The sequence below is a fragment of the Frankia sp. Mgl5 genome, from assembly GCF_023242985.1.
In the GTDB taxonomy this organism is placed as follows: domain Bacteria; phylum Actinomycetota; class Actinomycetes; order Frankiales; family Frankiaceae; genus Parafrankia; species Parafrankia soli.
In genome coordinates, this window is sequence record NZ_JALKFY010000005.1 from 142,974 (window position 1) to 168,389 (window position 25,416).

A 25,416-nucleotide genomic window follows, 5' to 3' on the forward strand; every position below is an offset into this window, starting at 1 on the left:
AGGTCCATGCCGGTGTCGATCATTTCGGCGGGGTAGCCGGTGCGGTCGGCGACGACGCCGAGCAGCGCGGTGCGGACCGTGTCCGCGTCGGGGCCACTGCTGGTCGGCGCGGGTGCTTCAGCGGCAGGCGCCCCAGCGGCGAGAACGCCGGTGGCGGGGTGGCCGCCGGGCACGGGCGGGTGGTGACCGTTGCCCGTCGGCTGCGCCGGCACCGTGACGAGGTCGGCGGCCCCGACAGGCACCATCGCGGGCGCGTCGGCGGCAACCGGTGCTGGCGTGGCGGTGACCGGTGCCGGCGTGGCGGGCGGCGGCGCGAGAGCGGCCGGCCCGGCGGCGGTGGTACCGAGGGCGGACCCCACCGGGGCGGGAGCATCCGCGACCGGTGTCGAGGCCGGAGTGTGCCCGCCCGCGGCGAGCTCGAGGCCGGCCAGCGCGGCGAGGACGTCGTTGGCGTGAACGTGGGCCCGGCCGGCGGCGAGGCTCTGGTCCCGGACCTGCTCGACCGCTGCGGGCACCCAGCCGGCCGCGCCGTCGCGGACGCCGTCCCGCAGCAGGCCCACCAGCTCCTCGGTGACCCGGAGCTGGCCGTCCAGGTAGCGGCCGTGCAGGTTGAGGTGCAGGGCGACGGCCTCGCTGACTCCGGCGCCGGCTGAGCCGCCGCCGAACGCCGCGGCCGCCGGAACCGGCTCGGGGGCCGCGGGCGGCGCGCTGACCGCCGGTGTGACCGTAGCGGGTGTGACGGCGGCGGGTGCGACCGTGGCGAGCGTCGGCCGCGGGGCCGGGACCGGCTCGGCGGCCTGGGTGGCGAGCGGCGCGCCCGTGTGCGCCGGCCCGCCGTTCGTGGTCGCCGCGACTGACACCGCCGCGGGAACTGACGGGGTCGCCGCGGCCGCCGCGAGCGCGGAGACCGCGGAGACCTGGAAGCCGTCGGTCAGACCCGCCTGGTAGAGGTTCCGGCGCGACTGCGGCACGTATTCGGCGCCGGTGAGCGTGACCGTCATCGCCGCGCGCCGCGGCTGCTCGGTGTCGCCCTCGGCGCCGGCCGTCGCGTCGTGGCGGTTGATGTCCGCCAGCGGCAGGCCGAGCACGGCGAGCTGCACCGCGGCCTGCTTGAGCACGACGTCGCCGTCGCGCAGCGGGCCGCCGTCGGTGGAGACGACCACGACCGGCGCGTCGCCGAGGATGCGCCGGGTGAGCTGGGCCAGCACCTGCTTGGGGCCGAACTCGACGAAGATGTTGCACCCGTCGGCGCGCATCGCCGTGACCCCGGCGACGAAGTCCACCGGGGCGAGGAGCTGGCCGGCGAGCACGGCCCGGTTCGCCTCCGGGTCGGGGCCGTAGGCGGCGCCCTCGGTGTTCGCGTACACGGGCGCGGCCGGGGTGCCGATCCGGGCCTGTGCGAGGTCCTGGGCGAACCGCTCGACCGCGTGGGCGACGTAGCGGGTGTGGAAGGCCGCCGACACCGGCAGTAGCCGGCCGGTCATCCCGCGCTGGGTCAGCTCCTCGATGACCGCGCCGACGGCGGCCGTCCCGCCACCGACGACCACCTGGTCGGGGGCGTTGTGGTTGCACACCACGACGTCGGGGAAGTCGGCCAGGATCTCGGTGATCTGCTCCCGGCTGGCCTGGACGGCCGCCATCGTGCCCGGGTCGCCGCCGGTCGCGGCACCCTCCGTGACGTCGTCGAGGCCAGCGGGCAGGCCGTCGGCAGGGTCCGGGGGGGCCATCGCGGCCCCGCGGGCCCGCGCCAGCCGGAAGAAGTCCCCGTCGTCGAGCGCGCCCGCGGCCCACAGCGCGGTCAGCTCGCCGAAGCTGTGGCCGAGGAAGCCGGCGCAGTCCAGGCCGAGCTCGCGCAGATAGCGGAACTGGCCGGCGGACAGCGCGCCGATCGCCGGCTGGGCGTACCGGGTGGCCCGCAGCCGCGACTCCTGCTCCTGGCGCACCTGCGGGTCCAGGACGGGCGCCGGGTACATCACGGCGGCCAGCCGAGCGTCGTCGTCGACGAACACCGCGTTCGCGTCGTCGAGGGCCTGCGCGACGGTCGGGACGCCGAGAGCGGCGTCCAGGCCCATCTCCAGGTACTGGCTGCCCTGCCCGGCGAACAGCGCGCCGACCCGGGGGTCGGGCAGCGCCTGGCGGCGGTAGTACACGCCGGCCGGGTGCGTCCACTGCTCGGCGTCGGGCGCCGCGGCGAGCTGCTCGAGGGCGATGCGGCGCAGCTCCGCGCCGTCGGCGGCGTCGCCTTCGGTGCTGGTGGCCGGGGTGACGAACCCGACACGGGCATGGTCGGCGGGGATGGGTCCCGTCAGTCCGTCGACGGGCGGTTCGCCCGCGGCGAGGGCGGCGCGCAGCGCCGCCGGGTCGGGGGCGTGCCACAGCCAGGCGCGGGCGGTGCGGTGCAGCAGGCCGCCCGCGGGCCGCTCGGCCCGGTGCTCCTCCAGCACGACGTGGAAGTTCGTCCCGCCGAAGCCCATCGCGGACGCCGCCGCGCGCCGCACCGGGCGCCGCGGGTCACGGACCCACGGCCGGGTGTGGGTGTTGACGTACAGGGGGCTGCGCTCGTCGGCGAGCGGCCCGCTCGGCCGCTCCACGTTGATCGTCGGCGGCAGCGTCTTCTGGTAGAGGCTGAGCGCCAGCTTCATCAGGCTGGCGGTGCCGGCCGCGCCCTTGGTGTGCCCGATCTGCGACTTGACGCTGCCGATCGCGGCGAAGCGGGCGTCGTCCCCGGCGGCCTCGCGCAGGACGGCGTCCAGCGCGGTGAGCTCGGTGCGGTCGCCGACCGCGGTGCCCGTCGCGTGCGCCTCGAACAGCTCGACCGAGGCGGGGGAGCAGTCGGCGTCGGCGTAGGCACGGCGCAGCGCGCGCTCCTGGCCCTCGGCGCGCGGCGCGTAGATGCTCTTCGAGCGGCCGTCGCTGGCCGAGCCGAGGCCGCGGATGACCGCGTAGATCCGGTTGCCGTCCCGCTCGGCGTCGGCGAGGCGGCGCAGGGCCAGCATGCCGATGCCCTCGCCGATGAGCGTGCCGTCGGCGCCCTCGTCGAACGGGGCGATCCGGTCGGACTTCGACAGCGCCTGGGTCTTGCTGAAGCACATGTAGCCGAAGATCGAGTTCTCGGTGTCGGCGCCACCGGCGATCATCATGTCGGCCCGGCCGTCGACCAGTTCGGCGATCGCCATCCGCACCGCGGAGAGCGAGGCCGCGCAGGCGGCGTCGACCGTGCAGTTCATGCCGCCCAGGCCGAGCCGGTTCGCGATCCGCCCGGAGGTGACGTTCGCCAGCAGGCCGGGGAAGGAGTTCTCCTCCCAGGGCGCGAACGCCTCGGCGTAGCGGGCGGCGACGGCCTGGGCGTCGTCCTCGGTCAGCCCGCAGGCGCGGACGACCTCGCGCAGCACCGGCGTCGTCAGCCGGGCGGCGAGCGGGTGCATCAGCGGGACGGGCCCGGTGACGCCGAGCACGACGCCGGTCGAGTCGGCGTCGTACCAGTCCGCCGCGGCGGGCGCGCCCGCCGGGTTCGCGGCCTGGGCGCCGGCGTCGCGCAGCAGGTCGCGGGCGACGACGAGGCTCAGCGTCTGCAGGGTGCTGGTCACCTCGAGCTGGTTCGGGGGCAGCCCGAACTCCAGCGGGTCGAAGGCGACGTCGGGCACGAACCCGCCGCGCCGGGAGTACGTGCGGTCCGGCACGGTCGGGTCGGCGTCGTAGTAGTCGTCGATGTTCCAGCGACTGGCCGGGATGTCCTCGATGCAGTCCCGGGCGTCGACGATGTTCTGCCAGAACTCCCGGAAGTCGTGGGCGTGCGGGAAGAGGCCCGCCATTCCGACTATGGCGATGGGAGTGTCGGCCAGTCGCCGAGGCGGTCCGCTCTCGCTCACGATGACCCTTTCGGAACGTAAGTTCGGCTGGTTTCGGGCGCGCCGGACCAGCCGGACCGGCCGCACGGGCCGGGCTGGCTGGACGCGCTGTGCTCGTTGGACGTGCTGTGCTCGTTGGACGTGCTGTGCTGAGCTGGGTGCGCGGGGCGGGCCCGAGGGGCGGTTGCGTGGGTGGGGCAGGTCGGTGGATCAGTAGGACAGCAGCCCGCCGCCCGCACCGGCTCCGACACCCGCCGGCTCGCGGCCGACCGGCGCCATGCCGGTGTGGCGGCCGAGGTGGTCGGCCATGGTCTCGGCGAAGTGGCGGTGCCCGGCCGGGTTCGGGTGCAGCCCGTCCGGGTCCCACAGCGCCCGGCCGCGCCACTCGGTGGCCGCGGCGATGTCCAGGCACACGGCGCCGGTGGCGGCCGCCGCCTCCTGCAGGTATGCGTTGGCCTGCGCGAACCGGTCGCGCAGCAGCGCCCGGAACGAGGCCGGGACGGCCAGGTTCCCGGGGATGTCGGGATAGGTGGCGGTGAACAGCACGGTGTCCGGGCCGGCGAGCCGGCCGAGGACCGCGGCGAGGTTGCGCCGGAACCGGGCCGGCTCGTAGTCGCTGACCAGGTCGTTGACCCCGCCGATGACGCCGATCACGGTGGCCTTGGTGACCAGGGCGGCCGGCACCTGGTGCTCCAGGATGTGCTGCGTGGTGGCCTGGTGGGTGCCGAGGTTGCGGTAGCCGCCGTGCGGGATCCCGAACAGCTCGGCGAACCGGGGCACCCAGCCGGCGTAGCCGCCGCCGGGCCGCGGGTCGCCGCGGCCCTCCGCGAAGCTGTCACCCAGGACCGTCAGCCGTGTCCTGCTCATCGCCCGTTCCTCTCTCCGTCGGCCTGCTCGGCGGGCAGCCGCCCGCTGGTGATCCAGCTCGCCGCGGCCCGGCCGATGACCGCGCTGTCCTTGATCCAGGCGAAGTGGTCGCGGTGGGCGACCCCGGAGGACTCCACGACGTGCCACCGGGTCAGCCGCGCCGCGGGCATCCGCGAGCAGAGGAAGTCCACGTTCGAGCTGGGACCGAGCTTGTCCTCGTCGAGCGAGATCGCCAGCACCGGCCGGTCCAGCGCGCGCAGCGCGTCGTCGTGGCGCCGCGTGGAGCCCTTGGGACGGCACCTGCTCGTCCGGGACTGGCGGGCCCAGTCGACCATCACCTGGCCGGCCATCGCGCCGCCGATGAGCATGCCGCCGGGCCAGAACCCGCGCACGCGGGCGACCAGGCCGATGGTCTGGATCTTCCAGAACGCCTCGAACCAGTTGCGACGTCCGAAGGCCTTCCAGTACGGGGTGCCGGTGCCGATCATCACGATGCCGGCGATCTCGCCCGGCGCGGCCGCCGCGTGGAAGAGCGCGAGCTGACCACCGAGGCTGTGGCCGAACAGGTACAGCGGCGCCCCGGGGAAACGGGCCCGCACGGCACCGACAGCCGCGGGCAGGTCGACCTCGATCAGCTCGCGGTAGCCGAAGTTCGGCTGCTCGCGCAGGCCGGGAGTGCTCTCGCCGTACCCGCGCTGGTCGAGGGTGGCCACCGACAGACCCGCCGCGAACAGCGCCTTCGCCATCGGCAGGTAGAACTTCGCCTTCAGGGCCATCGCCGGCAGCAGCAGGACGACGGGCGCCGTCGGGTCGGGCTGCGCCAGCACCCGGACCATGAGCGTGATCCCGCTGGAGACCGGCACCGGCAGCTTCTCCGGGCCGGCGGGCTTGGACGGGGCGGTTCCGGGGCACGCGGCGGTGCCGGTGGGGTCGGCGGTGGTCCGCTCGGTGGTCGGCTCGGTGGTCGGCATCGTCAGTCTCCGGCGATCGCGCAGGCGTAGTCGAAGTGGAACCGGGCGACGAGCACGTCGGCGTCGTCGTAGAGCAGCGCCCTGACGTCGAGGTCGAACCGCTCCGGCCCGGTGCCGGCCAGGACGCGGCGCGCCTCCCGCTCGTCGACCAGGCCGATCGCGCGCACCCGCCCGTTGGCCGGCTTGCGGAACGTCGAGCGGGCGTCGCGGACGACGAGGTACTCGAACCGGCTCAGCCGCGGCGCGAGCGCCCCGGCCACCGCCGCGGCGCCGGCGAGGTCGGCGGCCAGGAACAGCGCGCCGGCGTGCACGGTGCCGAGCTGGTTGGTGAGGTCGGGCCGGTCGGGGATCTCCACCACCGAGCGCTCCGTGTCGATCTCGGTGATGTCGATGCCGACGAACCGCCGGAACGGCACGATCGCGTTCGCGATCTCCCGGATGCGCTCGAGGTCGGGCGCGCCCGGGTCGGCGGTGGCCGGGCCGAAGACGGCGAACGGCCCCGCCTGTGTGGACGGCCCGGCCTGTGTGGTCGGTGCGGACGTCGGTGTCACCGTGTCTCCTCTCCGATGGTGGCCGGTTGGTGGGCCCGCAGCACCCGCTTCGCGATGGAGGTGCGCAGGACCTCGGACGAGCCCTCGTAGATGCGGAACCCGCGGGCCTCGACGAGGAAGCGCGCCACCAGGTGGTCCTCGCAGATCCCGAGGCCGCCGTAGAGCTGCACGACCCGGTCCAGGACCCGCCACACCGCCTCGGCGACGAACGTCTTGGCGATCGCGGCGCCGTGCCGCGCGGCGGAGCTGGCCACACCCTGCTCGTCGAGCACCCGGGCCACCGAGCGGACCAGGGCGCGGGCGGCGGCGATGTCGATCTCGTTGTCGGCGACGTGTGCCTGGGCCATGCCGTGCTCGGAGATCGGCCGGCCGAACGAGCTCCGGCGCTGGATCCACTCGGCCGCCATGCCGTGCGCCCGGGCGGCGATCCCCAGCCAGCTCATGCAGAACGCGAGCCGGGCCGGGGCCAGCCGCACCTGGGCGTAGCGCAGCCCGGCGCCGACGTCGCCGAGCACCGCGGCGTCGGGGACGAAACAGTCGGCGAAGGCCACCTCGCAGTGGCCGCCAGGGGCGCTGTGGTCCAGGGTGGGCATCCGCCGTCCGACCGTCAGGCCGGGGTTGTCCTGGTCGACCAGGAACATGGTGGTGCCGCCCTCGGTGCGGGCGATGCAGATCGTGAACGCGGCACCCTCGGCCCCGGTGATGAAGTGCTTCGCCCCGTCGATGACCCAGCCGCCGTCGACCTGCCGCGCCGTCGTGCGGACCATTGACGGGTCCGAGCCCGCGCCCGGCGCCGGCTCGGTGAGCGCGATCGCCGAGCGGGTCTCGCCGCGCAGCAGCGGGTGCAGGTAGCGCTCGGCCTGGCTCGGTGTCGCGACGTCGGCGAGCAGGTGCATGTTCCCGTCGTCGGGCGCCGCGCAGTTCACGGCGATCGGGCCGATGAGGCTCGTCCCGGCGGCCTCGAGCACCTCCGCTAGACCGGCGTTGTCCAGGCCGAGCCCGCCGAGCGCGACCGGCGTCAGCGGCCCGAAGACGCCCGCCGCGCGGGCCGCCCGCTGCAGGCCGACGCGGACGTCGTCGTCCATGTGCCGGCCCGCGACGATCAGCTCGCGCTCGATTGGCAGCACGTCGTCGCGCACGAACGCGAGGGTGCGCCGCGCGAGCTTGCCGACGTCGGTGGCCCCCGTGACGAGGCCCGTCGCCGTGCCGTCCGGTGTCGTGCCGTTGCCCGTGTGGGGCGGGGCCACCTCAGCGGTGCTCATCAGCCGATGCCTCCCGGTCCTGGATCAGCTGGCCGACAGCAGGCGCTTCTCGGCGGGCATGCCGACCTCCTCGTAGAGCTCCGCGAGGTTGTCGGGGTGGAAGAAGTCGTGGCCGGGAACGCCACCGGCGATCAACCCGAAGAACTTCTTCGTGTAGCGGGGGCTCTGCGCCGTCGCGGCGAAGGCCGAGTGCAGGAACGGCGGCAGCACGAGGTGGGAGAGCGTGCAGGTCAGCTCGAACGTCCCGTGGCTCTCCTCGTCGCGGATCTTGACGTACTCGGCGGCGGCGTCGTCCAGCGTCCGCTCGCCGGTGAGGCCGGAATGCAGCCGGTCCGCCAGCGTCTGCGCCTGGAGGAACGCGTCGGTGATACCCCAGCCGGTGAACGGGTCCTTGTGGTAGCCGGCGTCGCCGACCAGCGCCCAGCCGGGCCCGTGCGAGCGCCGGTAGTAGTTGTCCGGGTAGCGCATCGGACGGAACTCCTCGACGCGGCGGCCGCGGGTCCGCAGGTCCTCGCCGAGCTCGGGGACGACCGCGTCGAAGATGGCCTGGAAGCTGCCCTCGACGTCGGCGCGGAACTCGCTGAACGCCGAGCGGGGGCGGATGATCGACACCAGGTGCCGGCCGTCGTGCGTGGGCCAGGCGCCGAACTGCTGCTCCCCGAAGCCGGTCCGGTGCTGGAACGTCCAGTCGAGGCCCTCGAAGTACGAGTAGTAGATGAAGCCGGCCGCCGGCACGACCCGGTAGAAGTCCGCGCCGACCTTGTCGGCCACGGTGGACGTCCGCCCGTCCGCCCCGACCACGAACGCGGCGCGGAACTCCTGCTCGGGTCCCTCGCCGGTCCGGCCGCGGATGCCGGTGACCCGGCCGTCGTCGAAGAGCAGGTCGCTGACCGTGAAGCCCTCGATCACCTCGGCGCCGGCCTCGCGGGCGGCGTCCACCAGCAGCTTGTCGAGGATGGTCCGACGCGGTGAGTAGACCTCCGTGATCCCGTCGATCGGGTCGGCGAAGCCCTCGAGGTGCAGGCCGGTGTAGGAGAAGGTGAGGTGGCGCATCGGCGGGACGCCGGTGGCGACCAGGCGGTCCAGCAGGCCCCAGTCCCGCAGCCGGGCCAGGCCGGTCTGGTGCATGTAGTGGGTGGACACTGTGTCGCTGGGGAAGGTCGACCTGTCCACGACCAGGACCCGGTGGCCCTGGCGGGCGAGCAGCATGGCCAGCGGTGAGCCGGCGCAGCGCGCGCCGACCACGATGACGTCGTACATCCTTGAGTGCTCCCGTCGGTCATGCGGCGGAGATGTCAGCGGGCGGAAGTGTCTGCGAGCGGCGGTGTCTCCCGGCCTGAGCCGGCGCCGACTCAGGCCGGAGCCGGGGCGGCGGCCGGGGAGTAGAGCTGTTCGATCTCGGTGGCGAAGGCCGCCTCGATCGGTGCGCGGCGCAGCTTCATCGAGGGCGTCAGGTGACCGGCGTCGATGGTGAGCTGGGTGGGGAGGATTCGGAACCGGCGGATGGACTCGGCCCGGGAGACCAGGCCGTTGGCGTCGTCGACCGCCTCCTGCACCCGGTCGAGCAGGGCGGGGTGCTCCCACCAGCCGGAGGCGGCGAGGTCGATGCCGTGCGCCGCGGCCAGGGCGCTGAGCGCACCCTGGTCGGTCGTCACCAGGGCGGCGACGTACGGGCGGGCCTCACCGACGACCATGCAGTCGGCGACCAGCGGGTGCAGCCGCATCCGGTCCTCGAGCAGGGTCGGCGTGACGTTCTTGCCACCGCTGGTGACCAGGATCTCCTTGCGGCGGCCGGTGATGACGAGGAAGCCGTCGGCGTCGAGGCGGCCCAGGTCGCCGGTGTGCAGCCAGCGGGACGGGCCGGCGCCGGCCTCGGCCTGGATGCCGGCGGGCTCGATCCACGGGTCCTGGCCGGCCCGCCAGTAGCCGGGGGAGACGTTGGGGCCGGCGACCAGCACCTCGCCGTCCGGGGAGATCGCCACGGTGGTGCCGGGGATCGGCTGGCCGACCGTGCCGATGCGGTTGGTGCCGGGCTGGTTGACGGTCACCGCCGTCGCGGCCTCGGTGAGGCCGTAGCAGTTCAGGATCCGCACGCCGACCCCGCGGTAGAAGGCCGCCGTGGTGGCGTCCAGCGACGCGCCGCCGCTGATCACGTGGGTCAGCCGGCCGCCGAACACGCCGTTGATCCGGGCCAGCGCAGCCGGGGCGGGCCGCCGCTCGGCGGCCGGGCTGGTGGCTGGGCCGTCGGCCGGGTCGCCGGCCAGCCCGGCGGCCACCGCCGCGAGCTCGGTGTCGGTGTCGACGACGCCGCGCAGCCCCTTGCGGATCTTCTCCAGGGCGTAGGGGACGAGCGCGAGCACGGTCGGCCGGAAGGTCGCCATCGCGGGCAGGATGTCCGGGACCGCCGCCAGCAGGCCGGTCCGCGTTCCGGCATAGAGGCAGGCGACGAGGATCGTCCGGCCGAAGACGTGTGCCAGCGGCAGGCAGAGCAGGGTCGACGCCTGCTCGACCGACGCCTCTGATCCCGCCGACCCCTCGGCCGCTCCGGTGCCCGCGGCGGGCCGCCACACCCGGAACAGCTCGCCGGTGTGCTCGACGGTGTTGGCGCTGGAGGCGAACAGGTTGCCGTGGGTGAGAACGCAGCCCTTGGGCATGCCGGTCGTCCCGCTGGTGTAGACGATCGTCGCGAGCGAGTCCGCCCGGACGGCGTCCCGGCGCCCGGCGAACTCGTCCGCCGCGGCCAGGTCACCGCCGCCGGCCGCGTGGCCCGCGTCGTGGCCCGTGTCGTCGGCGGGGGCCTGCCAGCCGTTCAGGTCGGCCAGTGGCCAGGGCAGCGCGCGCAGCGTCCCGGCACCGGCCGTGGCGACCGCGCTGTGGTGCTCCGGGGTCTCGACGAAGCACCACGCCATGCCGGAGTCGGTCACGATGTGGGTGATCTGCGCCGGCGAGGCGGTCGGGAAGATCGGCACGGTGATCGCGCCGAGGGCGAGGACCGCGAGGTCGGCGACCACCCACTCGTAGCTGGTGCGGCCGACGATGCCGACGCGGTCGCCCACGCCCACCCCGTGGCCGAGGAGCACCGCGGCGACCCGGCGCACGTGGGCGTCGAGCTCGCGGAAGGTGACGTCGTGCCAGTCCGCCCCGGTGGGCCGGCTGAGGATCACCCGGTCCGGATCGGTACGGACGCGGTCGTCGACGAGGGAATAAAGACCGCGGTCGTCAGGAAGGACCCGGCCCGCTCCCAGGGTGTACTGCTGCACACCGACCACCTACTCGTGACGAGGATTCGGATATTTCTCGGTGGATTTACCGAGCCCAGTCTCGATGCATCGTCGGTTGGCTGGCAATGCGCTTCTCGCTAACGATCCGTAAACGTCTCCTATCGCCGGGCTATGCGCGGGAAGGATCGATCGATCGCAATTATTTATCGTTGGTGCGGGGTAACGGAAAAACGCGCGTGAGGGTTAGTCCGTCACCGCGTCAGCGGCCACGGCGGGAATGGCGGCACGCAGCTGTGCCAGAGTGTCCTCGAGGTCGGTGTGCTCGATCGCCCGCCAGCCCCGGGCCCGGGCCGCGGCGCAGTTGACCGCCAGGTCGTCGATGAGCAGGCAGGCCCGCGGCGGCGTCCCGAAGTGCGACTCGGCGAGCTCGAAGATCGCCGGATCCGGCTTGCGCAGGCCCACCTCGAAGGAGTTGACGGTGACCTCGAACGGGTCGACGTCCGGCGCCAGCGCTCGCCGGTGCGGTTCCCACTCCCGCACGCTGTTGGTGAGCATGCCGACCCGCACGCCGCTCGCCCGCACCCGGTCGAGCAGCTCGAACAGGGCCGTGTTGACCGTCCGGCCCGCGTACCAGTGGTCGCCGAAGCGGGTCAGGTCGATCCGCGGCGTCCAGGCCGGCGCCAGCTCCGCGGTGACCCGCAGGCCCCACTCGTGCTGGGAGAGCACCCCGAGCTCCAGCGGTTCGATCATCGTCGCCCCGAAGGACGCCGCGACCCGCCGGATCGCGGCCGTGAGCTCGGACGTCGGCACCCCTGCCGCGGCCGCCACCTGGGCGAGTGAGCCGGCGATGGACGAGCTGAGCACGCCGCCGTAGTCGCACCAGACAGCCCGCACCGGCTCCTCCGCGGCACCTGCCTGATCCGGGACACCTTCCTGATCCACCGCACCTGCCGGACCGTCCGGTCCGTCAGGCATGCGGGGCCGCCTCGGTGACCCGGGCGGTGAAGCGGCTCGCGGGCGCGGCGATGTGCACCGGGCCGTCGAAGACCCGCTCGGCGTCCTCCTGGCGCGCCCGCAGCCAGGTCGGCTCGGCGGTCACGAAATGTGTCAGGACGAGCTGGCGCGCGTCGGCCTCGGTGGCGGCCCGCGCCGCGTCGGTGGCGCTGAGATGGCCGTGGTCGGTCGTGTCGGTCAGCTCCAGCGTCGCCTCGGCGAGCAGCAGGTCGACGTCCCGGGCGAAGGGCACGAGATCCTCGGTCACCCCGGTGTCGCCGGTGTAGGCGATGCTGCCGGACGCGCAGTCCACCCGCGTGCCGCAGTTGGGCACGGCGTGGCGCAGCTCGTGCACCCCGACTGTCGCGTCGCCGACGACGAAGGTGTCGCCCGGCTCGTACTCGCGGACGTCGAAGGCCACCTCGAAGGCACGGTCGAGCAGCGGGATGGTGGTGACGGGGAACAGCGCGGCGAGCGCGCGCAGCCGCTCCCGGCCGCCGCGCGGCACGTACAGCGGCACCGGGGTCCGCTGGACCTGCCTGGCCAGCTCGGGCAGCGTGGGGAACAGCTCGGCGAACCGGCCGTGCCCGGCCAGCAGGGTCTTGCCGACGGGCAGCAGGTCGTAGCAGTGGTCCAGGTGCAGGTGGCTGATGACCACGGCGTCGAGCCGGCGCGGATCCATGACCGCGCTGAGCGCGGTGGCGGCGCCGGGGCCGCAGTCCAGCAGCAGACGGGCCGCCTCGGTCTCCACCAGGTAGCTGGAGCTGCACTGGCCGGCGGCGGGCATTCCCGACCGGCACCCGAGGACAGTCAACTCCATGGTCACGTCCATTCTGTTCGGACCGGCCGCGCGGCCGGCACCGTCGGTGTGCCGCCGCCGGGTCACGCTCCGCCGCCCGATGGGCGCGTGCCACGACCGGCACGGCCACCGGACGGCCCCATGACCTCCTCGTAGGGCGCGGCGGATCGGCGGGGCGACCAGGTGAATCTGACCGCTCGAGCGATGTTGCGCGTCGGGCCGGTTCTCGGCAACGCATGAATGACGAACGAGCTATTCGGGATGCCAATCGCCGGGCACCGCACCGCCCGCCGGACGGGAACCCGGGTCAGCTCTCCTTGGCCGGTGCCGGTGCCGGTGCCGGTGCCGGTGCCACCGCCGCGGGCGGGCCGGGCTCGGTGAACGGGCCGGCGGCCTCGAGGCAGTCCAGGAAGGCGCCGACCACGGGCTGTGGATCCGGGCGCCACACGGCGTACATCCCGACCGTCGGGGTCGGGTCGACCAGGCGCACCGCGGCGAGCCCGTGACCGGGCGGATGCGCACCGCGCGCCGCCGAGGCGAACCCGACCACCGGCTTGGTGGTCACCACGATCCCGGTCGCGCCGGAGTCGTCCACCTCGTCGGAGACGGTCAGCGCGATGCCGCAGCGGTCGGCCGCGGCGAGGATCGCGTCGTGCATCGCCGGGCTCTGCTCCCGCCGGAACAGGACACACGGCTGGTCGGCCAGCTCCCGGAAGGGAACCTCGGACCGGGCCGCCCAGGGATGGCGCCGGCTGACCACCGCGACCAGCGGCACGGTGAGCACCCGCTGGGAGCGCAGCTGGGCCGAGGGCGGCCCGGCGAAGACCAGCGCGACGTCAAGCCGTCCCTCGGCCAGCGCGGACAGCTGAGGCCCGCTGCGGGCCTCCCACAGCGTCGTCGACACGCCCGGATACTCGGCCGCCAGGCGCAGCAGCGTCGGCTGGAGCACCCGCTGGCCGGCGGGGTAGTTGAAGCCGATGCTGATCATCCCCGTCCGCCCCGAGGCCGCCTCGCGGGCGACGGTGACGGCGCGGCGAGTGGCGTCGAGCAGCCGGCGGGCCTCCGTCTCGAAGGCGCGGCCGGCGGCGGTCAGCTTGACCTCGTGCGAGCTGCGCGAGACCAGCTCGACGCCGATGTCGCGTTCCAGCCGCTGAAGCTGCTGGCTCAGCGAGGGCTGGGCCAGGTGCAGGCGGGCCGCCGCGCGGCCGAAGTGAAGCTCCTCGGCTATGGCGAGGAACGACGCGAGATATCTCAGTTCCACCGCCGACCTCCCACTGGGCGCCGCTCACGTTACCGGTGGGCGCTAACCGCCGGTAACGCGCACGTGTGGACGGCGGAACGAGAGCGTGGCATGTTGCCCCGAAGCATGCCGGGCGGTGCGGCGGGACGGTCAGCCGCGGAACCGGACGGGCAGCTCGGCCAGGCCCCTGATCAGCAGGTTCGGCTTGTAGGGCGGGTTGTCGTCGGTGATCTCGGCATCGCTGACCCGCCGGACGAACGCGGCGAGCAGCAGCTCCATCTCGAGCAGCGCCAGCGGCGCGCCGAGGCAGTAGTGGTGGCCGAGGCTGAACGACAGGTGCCGGGCCGGGGGGCCGCCGGCCGAGGAGGTGAACCGCCGCACGTCGAGCCGGTCCGGGTCGGGGTAGGCCCGCGGGTCCCGGTTCGCGCAGGCGATCAGCGCGACGACGCCCTCGCCGGGCGCGAACACCCGGCCGGCCACCTCGAGCTCCCGCTTCGCCGCGCGGGTGTTGAGGTGGATAGGCGAGTCGTAGCGCAGCAGCTCCTCGACGGCGGGTCCGATCAGCTCGGGCTCGGCGCGCAGCAGGGCGAGCTGGTCGGGGTTGCGCAGCAGCGCGAGCATCCCGTTGCCGACCAGGTTCACCGTCGTCTCGTGGCCGGCGATGATCAGCGTGACGCAGGTGCCGAGCAGCTCGTCGGCGGTGAGCCGGTCACCGGCCTCCTCGACCTGGGCGAGGGCGGAGATCAGGTTGTCGCCGGGCTCGCGCCGGTGCCGCTCGACCAGCGCGCCGAAGTACTCCAGGAACTCGGGGATGGCCCGGTTGCGCTCCGCGAGTGCCTCGGGCGACATGAGCGCGTCGGGGTCGAACGCCCGGGCCAGCGCCTGCGACCAGACCTGGACGGCCGGGTGGTCGGCGGCGGGGACGCCGAGGATCTCGCAGATGACGGTCAGCGGCAGTGGGTAGGCGATCGTCTCGACGAGGTCGAACTCGCCGGCGGCGAGCGCGTTGTCGAGGAGCTCGTCCACCAGCGCGGTGATCCGCGGCCGCAGCAGCTGCACGCTGCGCGGGGTGAAGCCCTTGCTGACCAGGCCGCGCAGCCGGGTGTGGTCCGGCGGCTCCATCCACAGGAACGTGGTGGGGAACGATTCCGCCGGCAGCGTCGGGTGCATCTGGTGGGCTTCCAGGTCGTGCCCCCAGTCCTGGTTCGCCAGGACGGCCACGCAGTCGGCGTGCCGGGTCGCGACGGGCAGCCCGAACGGCGTCGTGTGCAGCGCGCCCGCCTCGCGCAGCCGGCTGTAGACGGGGTAGGGGTCGGGTCTGGTCGCCGGGTCGAACAGTTCGGCCAGCAGCGCGGTCGACTCCTCGCCGGCCGGCCCGGATGATCCGGTGCCGGCCGCCGGGACGACGGTGGACGTGGTCATCGCATCTCCAATTGCCGCACGGTTGTTACCGCGATAGCGCCTCGATGTATCGTCCGCTTTCCTTCTGTTCCCCGGAGAGACGATTAACGCCGCCGATGGATCCATAGCGGACCGGTATCCGTGTTTGACGGCACCGGCCGACGGCGCAAGCATTCTCGCGGAAATGCGTGGACGAACCGCCGCCGGTGAACGGCGGCGCGAACGCGTCGGCGAGACCGGTGCGGCGCGCGGGCCGCGCGCCGGCACGAGCCGGAAAGCGGCCGGATGCAGATGGAGGGCCCACGATGCACGACGCTCCGGCCGAGGTGGCGATCCCGGCGCCCCGCGCCGTCCCCGTTTCTTCACCTGCTGTTTCCTCACCCGTCAATCCCGTACCCGTCAATCCCGTACCCGCCGATTCCGTGGCCGCCGGCTCGACGGCCGCCGCCGCGCTCGCGGCGGGCACCCTGCACGCCGGCCTGGCCACGGTGGCGGCCCGCCATCCGGGGTTGCCCCTCGACTTCCCCTCCGCCGGAGCGTCGCTGACGCTGGGCGAGCTCGTCGCCCGCGCGGACGTCCTGGCGGCAGCCCTGACCGGTGCCGGCACCGGCGGCGCCGCTGGGGCCGGGGTCGTCGCCCGTGACCGGGTCGGAGTGCTCAGCGACAACGCGCCCGACTTTCTGGTGGCCCTGGCCGGAGTGAGCCGGGCGGGAGCCGCCGCGTGCCCTCTGCCGCTGCCCGCCTCCACCCGTGACCTGCCCGGCTACGCCGCGCGGCTGGCGCGCGCGGTCGCCGTCGCCGGCATCCGGCTCGTGCTGGTCGGCGGCCGGACGGCCCGGATGGCCGACCGCTTCGCCGGGGCCTTCGACGGCGTCCGCCTCGTCCGGGTCGCCGACCTCACCACACCGGCCGCCACCGGCACCGCGCCGGCCGCCGCTGGCGGTGCGGCCCCGGCCGGCCCGGCGGTGGAGGTGTCACCCGACGAGGCCGCCCTGGTCCAGTTCACCTCCGGTAGCACCGCCGCCCCGAAGGGCGTCGTGCTGACGCACCGCAACATCCTGGCCGGGCTGGCCGCGATCATCGACGGCGTCGCGCTGACCGAGGCCGACCACGGCGGCATCTGGCTGCCGCTCTTCCACGACATGGGCCTGTTCGGCACGCTCGCCGGCATCTTCACCGGCATGCCGATGACCGTCTGGTCACCGGCCGCCTTCGTGAAGGACCCCGCCGGCTGGCTGACCGACTTCCTCGGCCGCGGCGGCAGCATCGCCCCCATGCCGAACTTCGCCTACGACCACCTGGCGGAGGCCGTCCCCGCGCCGCGGGAGGCCGGCTTGGACCTGAGCGGCTGGCGGGTCGCCTTCAACGGCGCCGAGCCGGTCGAGCCCGCCTCGGTCGAGCGCTTCCTCACCACCTTCACACCGGCCGGCTTCGCGCCGGCGGCGATGATGCCCGTCTACGGGATGGCCGAGGCCACGCTGGCGGTGACCTTCCCGCCGCCGGGCCGCGCCCCCGTGCACCGCTGGGTCGACCGCGACCTGCTCGCCCGCGACGGCGTCGCGCGTGACGTGCCCGCCGGCTCGCCGTCCGCCCGCGGGCTGGCCGGGGTGGGCCGACCGGTGCGCGCCATGCGGGTGCGGATCGGCGGCCGCGACGGCACCGGCGTGCTCGGTGACGACCAGGTCGGCGAGATCCAGATCAGCGGCGACGCGGTGACGGGCGGCTACCTGACCGACACCGGCGAGCAGCCGGCCGGCGCGTTCACCGCGGACGGCTGGCTGCGCACCGGCGACCTCGGCCTGCTGCGCGACGGCGAGCTCTTCGTCACCGGCCGGGACAAGGAGATGGTGATCGTCCGCGGGGTGAACTACTACCCCCACGACGCCGAGGAGGCCGCCCGGGACGTCCCCGGCGTCCACCGCCGCCGCTGCGTCGCCTACGCGGACCGTTCACCCGGGGGCGCCGAGACGATGGCGATCCTCGCCGAGACCCGGCTGGTCGACGACACCGAGCGCGCGGCGCTGGCCGCCGCGATCCGGGTGGCGGTGACCGCCGCGCTGGGGCTGGCCGAGATCGCCGTCGCCCTCGTCGGGCCCGACGCCCTGCCGCGGACGTCCAGCGGGAAGTTCCAGCGCCTCGCCGCGCGCGAGGCATGCGTACCGACATGAGTTCCAGGCCCGTTTCCCAGGCAGGTGGAGGCCCATGCACAGCTACGACGTCTTCCGCCGATACGAGCGCCACGTGTGGCGGCTCGCCGACATCCCCTTCGACGAGGTGCGGCCCGAGCTCGTCCGCCCCGAGTATGTCCGGATCGCGCGCGGCGCGGTGATGGGCGAGGCGAACTCGATCGCCGCCCAGCACGGCTTCTTCGACGAGTTCGTCGACGACTACGACTTCTCCGCGTTCATCGCGCTGTGGGGCGGGCAGGAGCTTCAGCACCACTTCGCGTTCCGGGCCTGGCTGGACCAGATCGACGCCCAGGTGGAGCCGGGCGCGGTCGCGGCGATGCGGGAGCCCTACGCGCCGGGCACCACCCCGGCGGCGACCCTGGCGACCAACGTCATCTCCGAGCTGACGGTCAACCACGTCTACCGCGCGGTCGCCGCCTGGGTCCAGGAGCCGGTGCTGGCCGCCATCATGACGAAGGCGAGCCTGGACGAGGCCGCACACGCCCGCGAGTTCATCCACTACACCCGGTGCCGGCTCGCCGAGCACCCGGACGAGCTGGCGTCCGTGCTGGAGACCCTGTTCGTCTACACCGCCGAGCAGCGCATCAAGCACCCGGTGGGTGTCTTCAAGGGCGAGCTGGAGGCGCTGCGCGACCACGACACCATCGACACCGGGTTCACCTACTTCCTCACCCAGGTGGCGACCGAGGGCGAGCTGGCCCACCTGCAGGACAAGATCCGGCGGGCCTTCGGCTCGCTGACCGGCCTGGACCTGACCACCAACGCCCGGGTCCGCCGCAACCTCGCCGAGGCGCTCGGATGACCGCCCCGGCAAAGAACGACCCGCCCGTCGAGTCGGCGACCGCCGGCGGGCCCGGGACGCTCGCCGACGCGCAGGAGCTCGTCGCGACCCCCTGGGCCGTCCTGGACGACTACCAGTGCTTCGGCTGCTCCCCGCACAATGCCAAGGGCCTTCAGCTGCGGTTCAAGGCCCTCCCGGACGGGCTCGCCACCGTCTTCCAGCTCGGCTCCGCGCACGAGTCCTACCCGGGCGTCGTGCACGGCGGCCTGGCCGGGGTGATCTGCGACGAGACCATGGGCAACCTCATCGTGCTGCGCACCGGGAAGCCGGCGTTCACCACCGCGATGCGGCTGCGCTACCTGGCGCCGATCCCGGTCGGCGCCCCGCACGAGTGCCGGGCGCGGATCGTCGGCACCGGGGACACCGGCCTGATCAACGCCGAGGCCGACATCCTCGACGCGACCGGCGGGGTCGTCGCCACCGCCCGCGCCACGTACCGCCCGGTCGCCCTCGAGGCGGCCCGCGACCGCATCACGCTCAGTGACGGCGACGCCGGCCGCCTGGCGGACGTCCTGACCGCGTCGGCCCCCGCGCTCGCCTCGGCGACCGCCGCCGCCGGCGCACCCGGCCCCGCTTCGGCGCCCGCCCCAGCTTCAGTCCCCGTGTCCGTGCCCGTGCCTGTTTCCGCCCCCGCGACCGCATCCGAGGAGTCCTGATGTCCACGACCGCCGAGCCGGTGCTCGTCACCGTCACCCAGATCGTCGCCACCGAGCTGGCGACCACCGCGGACGCCATCGACCCCGATCTCGACCTGCGCACCGTCGCCGGCGCCGACTCGGTGAAGGTGCTGCGCATGATCGCGCGCATCGAGCGCGCCTACGACATCGAGCTCGACGACGAGGACGTCTTCACGGTGACCACCGTCCGTGAGGTGACCGACGTCGTCGAGCGGGCGCTGGCCGCGGGCGCGGCGGCATGACCGTCGCCGCCGCGGCCCCGGCCGGGACGGCGTCCGCCACCCCGGTCGGGGTCGCGGACACGAACCAGCACTACGACCTCGACCCGGAGATCTTCGGCCTGTTCCTGGACTCCCGCCGCAAGTACTCCAGCGGTCTTTACCGCTCCGAGGGCCTGACCCTGGAGGCCGCCCAGCTCGCCAAGCTGCGCTTCGTCGCCGACCGGCTCGGGCTGCGCGGCGGCGAGCGGATCCTCGACGTGGGCTGCGGCTGGGGCTCGGTCGTGCTGCACATGGCCGTCGAGCTCGGCTGCCGCGCCGTCGGGGTGAGCCCGGCCGGCCGCCAGCACGCCTACATCGCCGCCCGCGCCGCCGAGCTGGGCGTCGCCGACCTGGTCGAGACCCGCCAGGGCCACTTCGAGACCCTCGACGTCGAGCCGGCGTCGTTCGACGCGGTGTCGCTGCTCGGGTCCATCGTCCACATGCCCGACCTCGACCTGGTGTTCCGCCGGGCGCGGGCGGCGCTGCGCCGCAACGGACGGCTGTACGTCTCCGAGTCCTGTTTCCGCAACGCGGCCGCGCACGAGGAGTTCGACCGTCGCGGCGGCACCGAGTTCGTCCGCGACTCGATCTTCGGCTGGGGGGACATGCGCCCGCTGTCCGAGCTGGTCCGCGCCGCCGAGGACGCCGGACTCTCGGTGATCTCCGTCGACGACCTGACCGAGGACTACCGCCGCACCATCGAGGACTGGCTGGTCAACGTCGCCGACCGGGCCGACCGGCTCGACGCGATCAGCCCCGGCCTGGCGGCGACCCTCACCCGCTACCTCCAGGTCGCCAACGCCGGCTGGGGCTTCACCACGAAGCACTACGCGCTGGTCTGCCAGAAGTCGCGCTGACGAGCCCGGGAGACGAACCGATGACCACCACGACGACCCGGGCGCCCGTGCTGCGCGGCCCGGTCGACGGGCCCTTCCTGCCCGCGGGCGACCTGGCCGAGGCCGTCACCGACTTCCACCGCGCCGGCGCCGCCGAGCGCCGCTGGGACGTCGAGACCGCCGTCGACTGGACCGCGGCCGACGCCAACCGGCTCACCGACGGCCAGCGCTCCGCCGTCCGCTTCATCACCCTGATCGAGGATCACCTGCCGGGCTACTTCGCCGTCTACACGCGGCGGTTCCCGCTGACCGACGAGGTGAGCGAGCAGGACTTCGCCCACCACCGCGAGCTGTACCACTTCACCGTCCGCTGGGCGGTCGAGGAGGACAGCCATGCCCGCGCCCTGTTCCGCTACCAGACCGACTCGGGGATAGCCCGTCCCGACGACCTGCGCCGCGAGCTCGCCGCCGAGGGCCGCAAGCCCTTCGAGCTCCCGCACGACGAGTCGGTGGCGCTGTTCGCCTACGCGCTCGTCCAGGAGAAGGCCACCCAGATCTACTACCAGCAGCTGCGCTCCGTCGTCGGCGACCCGGTGCTCGCCGAGCTGCTCAACCGGCTCAGCCGGGACGAGGCCCGCCACTTCGCGTTCATGGCCGACATCCTGGAGCGGTACCTGCGGGTGTACGGCGACGCGGTGGTCGAGCCGATCCGGGACGTGATCGCCAGCTTCCGGATGCCGCTCGCGGACACGATGCGCGGCTACTGGCGCTGGGCGCTGCGGATCGCCGACGCGGCCCGCTACGACCACACCGACGCCTACGAGCACCTGATCCGGATCGTGAACCGCGCCGTCGACGCGCCCTCCGACCGGGTCGACGAGCTGACCCGCTTCGTGGCGGCCTGCCGCACGGCCGCCCCGCTCCCGCTCACCACCCCCGCGGCGGTGCCGCCGGCCGCGGCCTCGGCGTGACCGCGCCCAGCGGCGGGGGAGGGGCCGGGCACGGTCACGCCGTCGTGCTCGGCGCCAGTGTCGCGGGCCTGCTGGCCGCCCGGGTGCTGGCCGAGCACGTCGGCCAGGTGACGGTCCTCGACCGCGACGACGTCACCCCCGCCGCGGCCGCCGGCGCCCGCGGCGGGGCGGCGCAGGGTCGTCACCTGCACGCCCTGATGGAACGGGGCCGTCAGATCCTCGACGAGCTGTACCCGGACTTCACCGCCAAGATCGCCGCAGACGGGGTGCCGACGGCGGAGACCCTCGTCGGCACCCGCTGGTACTTCGACGGCGCCCGGGTCACCCCGGTGCCGACCGGCCTCACCTCGGTGCTCGCCAGCCGGCCGGCGCTGGAGGCCGCTCTGCGGGCCGCGACACTCGGCCACGACCGGATCCGGCTGCTCCCCGGGCTCCGGGCGGTCGGCCTCGTCCGCGGATCGGGCTCCACCCGAGCCGCCGGGGCCGCTCAGGGCACCGGCGCCGCTTGGAGTGCCGAGACGGTTCGGAGTGCTGGGCCGGTTCGGAGTGCTGGGCCGGTCGCGCGGGACGGTGTCGTCGGGGTGCGCGTCGAGCCGCCCGCCGGTGACGCCCCGGCCCGCACCATCGAGGCCGACCTCGTCGTCGACGCCACCGGCCGCGGGTCCCGCGCCTCGGAGTGGCTCGCCGACCTGGGCTTCGACGTCCCACGGGAGGAGACCGTCGGCGTCGACCTCGCCTACGCCTCCCGGACCTACCGCCGGCGGCCCACGGACCTCGGCGGCGACCTCGGCGTCATCATCTCGACGCTGCCGGGCCGGCGCGGTGGTGGCGCCGTCGCCCAGGAGGGCGACCGCTGGATCGTGACCCTCGCCGGCATGCTCGGCGACCACCCGCCGGTCGACGCCCCCGGCTACGAACGGTTCGCGGCCTCCCTGCCCGCCCTCGACATCCACCGCCTCATCCAGGACGCCGAGCCGCTCGACGACCCGGTTCGCTACCGGTTCCGGGCGTCGCGGCGGCTGCGGTACGACCTCCTGCGCACTCCGGCCGCCGGTTTCGTCGCGATCGGCGACGCCCTGTGCACCCTCAACCCGCTCTACGCGCAGGGCATGACCGTCGCCGCGCAGCAGGCTCTCGAGTTGCGGGCATGTCTGTGTTCGGGCGGCCTGGACGACCTCGCCGCACGGTACTTCACGGCGGCCGCCCGGCCGACCTCCCGGGCGTGGTCGATCGCCACCGACTCCGACCTGCGCTACCGGGAGGTCGAGGGCCGCCGCGGGCCCCGCACCCGGATCACCAACGCCTACATCCCCCGAGTCCAGGCGGCGACCCGATCCGACCCCGTCCTCGCCCGCAACCTGCTGCGCGTGGTCAACCTTGTCGAGCCCCCATCAGTCCTGCTCACCCCAGCGGCCGTGCTGCGGACCGCCCGACACACGCTTACCCGGCGTGGTCAATCATGACCCGTGGTGGACGGCTCTGGCTGCCTGCCTGAAAAGCGGAAGGTCGGCGGTTCGACCCCGCCCCTGCCCACTGGTCACTGTGACTATTGGTGTGACCTGGCATTTTGTCACACTTCTTGCTTGGTGCAAAGCTCGCACAATCCGAACCGCTGCCTGGTTTGCTCGGGCAGGTCCTGTGGGGTTCCAGAGCTCGGTCACCGGTGTTGAGCTGACCCTCTTCGCGATCCATGCTGGGCAGGTCCCGCTCGTATTAGCGCAGCCGTCCGTTCGTGCGCAGCGTTTGCACGGCTTTCAGGGTTACCAGGCCGCGCCATTCGTCTGCCTGTGCGGGCGACCAGGCGGCCCAGTCGAACGTCCAGCCCCCGTCGTCTTGTTGGCCCGCTTCCAGCTCGTCGAGGCAGATGCTGATCTGTTCGTCGGTGAACAGCGCCCGGCTTCTTGCGGCGGGGCGCGGGGAGAGCGTCAGAGCGGTGAGGGTCTCGTCCGCCGTGCCGCCCGGCACGGGCACCGATCGGTCCGGTCGTAGCAGGGCCCGCAGGGTTTCGAGGACCTGGGCTGCCCGGTCGGCGTCGGCGCTGTGGTCGAGGAAGTCGAGGGCGTATTTCAACCAGTAGGCGTTCAGGTCCTCGACGTGGCGCAGGCGCTGCCAGCACCACTCGTTGGCCAGGTCGAGCCAGTCGGTGCGGGCGCCAGCCGCGCCGAGCAGCGCGGCCAGCCCGAACGTGAGATGCGAGCCGCCGTCGGGCACCATCCATGCTGCGAGCGGGTACCCGGCGGCGGTCGGGAGCACGAACGGCACGCCGCCGTCCGGCTCGGCCACCCTGGCCACCCAGGTCGCCACGTCGGCGAGCGGGTGACCGAGCGCGTCGAGTTCGTCGAGGATTTCGAGTGCGTGCAGGGTCGAGGTCGTCTCGCTGTGCGGGCCGCGGACGTCGGGCTCCAGTGCGTGCCCGTACCCGCCGTCGGAGTTGCGGTACGCCGCCAGCGCCGTCAGCACCGGGGCGCGGGGAGCGTCGTGCAGCACGACCGCCATCCGGTGGCGGTCCAACAAGCGGGCCGAAGAGTGGATGAACCGCTCAGCGGCAGGAACGTCGACAGGCATGGCGTCCATGCTGGAGATCGGCCGGTGGCGGGTCTTCCATGAATCGGACGAGATACCGCGACGGGCTCAGCCCGGTTAACGCCCGCACCTCATCGGACATGTGCGCCTGGCTGGCATACCCTGCCTCAAGCGCCCGCTCGGCCAACGTCGGTCCGGGCCCGCGGGTCAGGCGACACAGCCGAAGAACCCGAGCCAATACCTTGGGCGCATAGCCCACCGCTGCCAGGGTGCGACGGTGGAGCTGTCGTTCGCTGATCCCGAGTCCGGCGGCAACTGTCGCGATCCGCGCGTCCGGGCGTCCCAGCCAACACGCCGCCGCTGTCACCACGGGATCAGGCGTGACCTGTCGCCGGCGTACGACGTGAGCCAGCAGCCGCAGCCGGTCGGTTGGGGACGCCGCGGCGAGCCGTTCCGCCAGCCGCGTAGCCTCCTGGCCGAACACGTCATCGGCGTTCACCTGGCAGTTGCGTACCTCCGAGGCGGGCCGGCCGAGAAAGCCGCCCGCCGCGCCCGGCCGCAGCCGCAGTCCGCTGGAGCGCGACCCGGCTGGCAGCCACACGGTACGCGGCCCGGTGTCGGGACCGGCGATGACCAGTTCACGCTCGGCGAGCCAGATCAGATCAACACACCCGTCCGGCACGATCAACTGCTGCCCGCCGGCGCTCATCCGCTCCCACAGGCACGCAACCGCACCCTGTAGGTCAACCGGCGGCGAATACTCGCGATACTCCACAGCCATCACAGCCAGGCTAAGGCAATCCAGTGGCGCTCAGCCTGGATGCACCGCCTGACATGGGACCAGTCCGTAAAACCACGAAGCCCTGAACCCAAGATCGTAGGTGTAGAGGGTGTGACTGCCGGCTTCTACGACCAGCCGGTCCGAACTCGTAGCCAGTCGAGTGCGGCTTGCCCTTGGGCGGCTTGGAACGGCCGCAGGGTCGGAAGTCCAGGCGGGGCGGGCCGGGACGACTGCCGGATGAAGAACCCGGCCACGGCGGCGATGGTCGCGGTCACCGCGTCCGCGTCCGCGCCGCGTGCCACCGGATGGGCGTCGAAGATGTCCTCGGGAGCGGGACCGCCCTGCATCCGCACGCTCGGCAGCATCGCGAGCAGGTCAAACCACGGCGCCGCGACGCACGCCCACGGCCAGTCGATCACCACGACCCGGTTCGGGGTGAGTAGGAGGTTGTCGGCACGCAGGTCGGCGTGGACGAGACCGTCTCCGGTGGCCGCGTCCGCCCACCCGGTCTCGAGATCCGCGAGGGCGTCCAGATGCCGGCGAGCCCACGGGTCGAGAGTGTCAAGATTCTCCTGTCCGGCGAGGCTGTTCGGTGCCCGCCCGGCCGGCGGCGAGGCGGCGGCGAGCCGACGCCATCCGTAGAAGTCCTTGCCGAACCGCTCGACGACCGTGGGGGCGTCGAGCGGTGACGGTGTCAGCGCCGCGGCGAGGTCGGCGAGGGCGGCCAGGACTCGGTCGAGTTGGTCTTCCTGCCAGGGCAGGTCGGGTGGCGCTCCGTCGACGTCCTCGAACACCAGGACCACCCAGCCGCGGGTCTCGAACGTCGCGATCAGGCGCGGCGCGGGCGCGGTCAGCGGTAGTCGCGCCGCGATCCTCCCCTCGATTCGGTGGAGGACAGGGGAGTCGGGGTTGGGCTGCGGCCCCACCGCCTTGGCGAAGACCCGTCTGCCGTCGGCGAGCCGCAATCTGGCGGCGACGCCGGGAGAGAAACCGCCGGTCTGGTCGGTGGCCTCGGCGACCGGTGCGCCCAGGTGGGACTCGACCATGCGACACAGATCCGTCGGTATTCCCGACCATGGCAGCCGCATGCCGATCGCGGGTGGCGCGCAGTGGAGTCCACGCACGTGGTGTACGGATCGTGATCGTCTAGCGACTCGCCGGAGTGGCGGTCCGTGACGTAGAGCG

The 25,416-nt window shown here is 73.7% G+C and carries 21 protein-coding genes; 7 read left to right on the forward strand and 14 right to left on the reverse strand.

What is annotated here, in order from left to right:
* From MXD62_RS04185 to MXD62_RS04235, 11 genes are all read right to left on the reverse strand, one after another.
* A partial coding sequence (locus MXD62_RS04185) for a type I polyketide synthase (RefSeq protein WP_251081205.1) occupies positions 1 to 3,812 on the reverse strand: 3,812 nt, incomplete at its 3' end.
* A 246-nt stretch (positions 3,813 to 4,058) separates the two neighbouring features.
* Complete coding sequence (locus MXD62_RS04190; protein ID WP_248828098.1) at positions 4,059 to 4,715, reverse strand: SGNH/GDSL hydrolase family protein; 657 nt, start codon at positions 4,713 to 4,715, stop codon at positions 4,059 to 4,061.
* On the reverse strand, positions 4,712 to 5,686 hold the full coding sequence (locus tag MXD62_RS04195) for an alpha/beta fold hydrolase (protein ID WP_248828099.1): 975 nt from the start codon (positions 5,684 to 5,686) through the stop codon (positions 4,712 to 4,714). Before MXD62_RS04195 ends, MXD62_RS04190 begins: the two co-directional genes overlap by 4 nt.
* A gap of 2 nt (positions 5,687 to 5,688) precedes the next feature.
* Complete coding sequence (locus MXD62_RS04200) at positions 5,689 to 6,237, reverse strand: DUF4442 domain-containing protein (protein WP_248828100.1); 549 nt, start codon at positions 6,235 to 6,237, stop codon at positions 5,689 to 5,691.
* Positions 6,234 to 7,499: an acyl-CoA dehydrogenase family protein gene (locus MXD62_RS04205; protein WP_248828101.1), complete on the reverse strand. Its 1,266-nt coding sequence runs from the start codon at positions 7,497 to 7,499 to the stop codon at positions 6,234 to 6,236. The genes MXD62_RS04200 and MXD62_RS04205 overlap by 4 nt, the downstream gene beginning before the upstream one ends.
* Before the next feature lie 24 nt (positions 7,500 to 7,523).
* A complete protein-coding gene (locus MXD62_RS04210) occupies positions 7,524 to 8,759 on the reverse strand; it encodes an NAD(P)/FAD-dependent oxidoreductase (RefSeq protein ID WP_248828102.1) in 1,236 nt (411 codons plus the stop codon).
* A gap of 92 nt (positions 8,760 to 8,851) precedes the next feature.
* A complete protein-coding gene (locus MXD62_RS04215) occupies positions 8,852 to 10,759 on the reverse strand; it encodes a long-chain fatty acid--CoA ligase (RefSeq protein ID WP_248828103.1) in 1,908 nt (635 codons plus the stop codon).
* A gap of 204 nt (positions 10,760 to 10,963) precedes the next feature.
* Entirely contained in the window at positions 10,964 to 11,614 is a 651-nt protein-coding gene (locus MXD62_RS04220) for an HAD family hydrolase (RefSeq protein ID WP_248828104.1), read from the reverse strand.
* Positions 11,615 to 11,687: 73 nt separating this feature from the next.
* Entirely contained in the window at positions 11,688 to 12,533 is an 846-nt protein-coding gene (locus tag MXD62_RS04225) for an MBL fold metallo-hydrolase (protein WP_248828105.1), read from the reverse strand.
* Between the two features lie 286 nt (positions 12,534 to 12,819).
* A complete protein-coding gene (locus MXD62_RS04230) occupies positions 12,820 to 13,773 on the reverse strand; it encodes a LysR family transcriptional regulator (RefSeq protein WP_248828106.1) in 954 nt (317 codons plus the stop codon).
* Between the two features lie 129 nt (positions 13,774 to 13,902).
* Complete coding sequence (locus tag MXD62_RS04235) at positions 13,903 to 15,174, reverse strand: cytochrome P450 (protein WP_248828107.1); 1,272 nt, start codon at positions 15,172 to 15,174, stop codon at positions 13,903 to 13,905.
* Between the two features lie 284 nt (positions 15,175 to 15,458).
* On the opposite strand from MXD62_RS04235, the gene MXD62_RS04240 reads away from it, so the two are divergent.
* From MXD62_RS04240 to MXD62_RS04270, 7 genes are read left to right on the forward strand one after another with little or no spacing between them, the layout of a single operon-like run.
* A complete protein-coding gene (locus MXD62_RS04240) occupies positions 15,459 to 17,321 on the forward strand; it encodes an AMP-binding protein (RefSeq protein ID WP_248828108.1) in 1,863 nt (620 codons plus the stop codon).
* A gap of 34 nt (positions 17,322 to 17,355) precedes the next feature.
* The gene (locus MXD62_RS04245; protein ID WP_248828109.1) at positions 17,356 to 18,144 is read left to right on the forward strand and encodes a ferritin-like domain-containing protein; all 789 of its coding nucleotides are present in this window, start codon (positions 17,356 to 17,358) and stop codon (positions 18,142 to 18,144) included.
* Positions 18,141 to 18,839, forward strand: a complete 699-nt coding sequence (locus MXD62_RS04250) for a PaaI family thioesterase (RefSeq protein ID WP_248828110.1) — start codon at positions 18,141 to 18,143, stop codon at positions 18,837 to 18,839. Before MXD62_RS04245 ends, MXD62_RS04250 begins: the two co-directional genes overlap by 4 nt.
* On the forward strand, positions 18,839 to 19,102 hold the full coding sequence (locus MXD62_RS04255) for an acyl carrier protein (RefSeq protein WP_020461493.1): 264 nt from the start codon (positions 18,839 to 18,841) through the stop codon (positions 19,100 to 19,102). The genes MXD62_RS04250 and MXD62_RS04255 overlap by 1 nt, the downstream gene beginning before the upstream one ends.
* The gene (locus MXD62_RS04260) at positions 19,099 to 19,977 is read left to right on the forward strand and encodes a class I SAM-dependent methyltransferase (RefSeq protein WP_248828111.1); all 879 of its coding nucleotides are present in this window, start codon (positions 19,099 to 19,101) and stop codon (positions 19,975 to 19,977) included. Before MXD62_RS04255 ends, MXD62_RS04260 begins: the two co-directional genes overlap by 4 nt.
* 20 nt (positions 19,978 to 19,997) lie before the next feature.
* The gene (locus MXD62_RS04265) at positions 19,998 to 20,927 is read left to right on the forward strand and encodes an acyl-ACP desaturase (RefSeq protein ID WP_248828112.1); all 930 of its coding nucleotides are present in this window, start codon (positions 19,998 to 20,000) and stop codon (positions 20,925 to 20,927) included.
* Entirely contained in the window at positions 20,924 to 22,390 is a 1,467-nt protein-coding gene (locus MXD62_RS04270) for an NAD(P)/FAD-dependent oxidoreductase (RefSeq protein ID WP_248828113.1), read from the forward strand. Before MXD62_RS04265 ends, MXD62_RS04270 begins: the two co-directional genes overlap by 4 nt.
* A 250-nt stretch (positions 22,391 to 22,640) precedes the next feature.
* Here the strand turns inward: MXD62_RS04270 and MXD62_RS04275 are convergent, their stop codons facing one another.
* The 3 genes from MXD62_RS04275 to MXD62_RS04285 form a co-directional block, all read right to left on the reverse strand.
* Positions 22,641 to 23,492, reverse strand: a complete 852-nt coding sequence (locus tag MXD62_RS04275) for a hypothetical protein (RefSeq protein WP_248828114.1) — start codon at positions 23,490 to 23,492, stop codon at positions 22,641 to 22,643.
* Entirely contained in the window at positions 23,467 to 24,231 is a 765-nt protein-coding gene (locus tag MXD62_RS04280) for a helix-turn-helix domain-containing protein (protein WP_248828123.1), read from the reverse strand. Before MXD62_RS04280 ends, MXD62_RS04275 begins: the two co-directional genes overlap by 26 nt.
* A gap of 125 nt (positions 24,232 to 24,356) precedes the next feature.
* On the reverse strand, positions 24,357 to 25,277 hold the full coding sequence (locus MXD62_RS04285; RefSeq protein ID WP_248828115.1) for a phosphotransferase: 921 nt from the start codon (positions 25,275 to 25,277) through the stop codon (positions 24,357 to 24,359).
* Positions 25,278 to 25,416 lie beyond the last annotated feature (139 nt).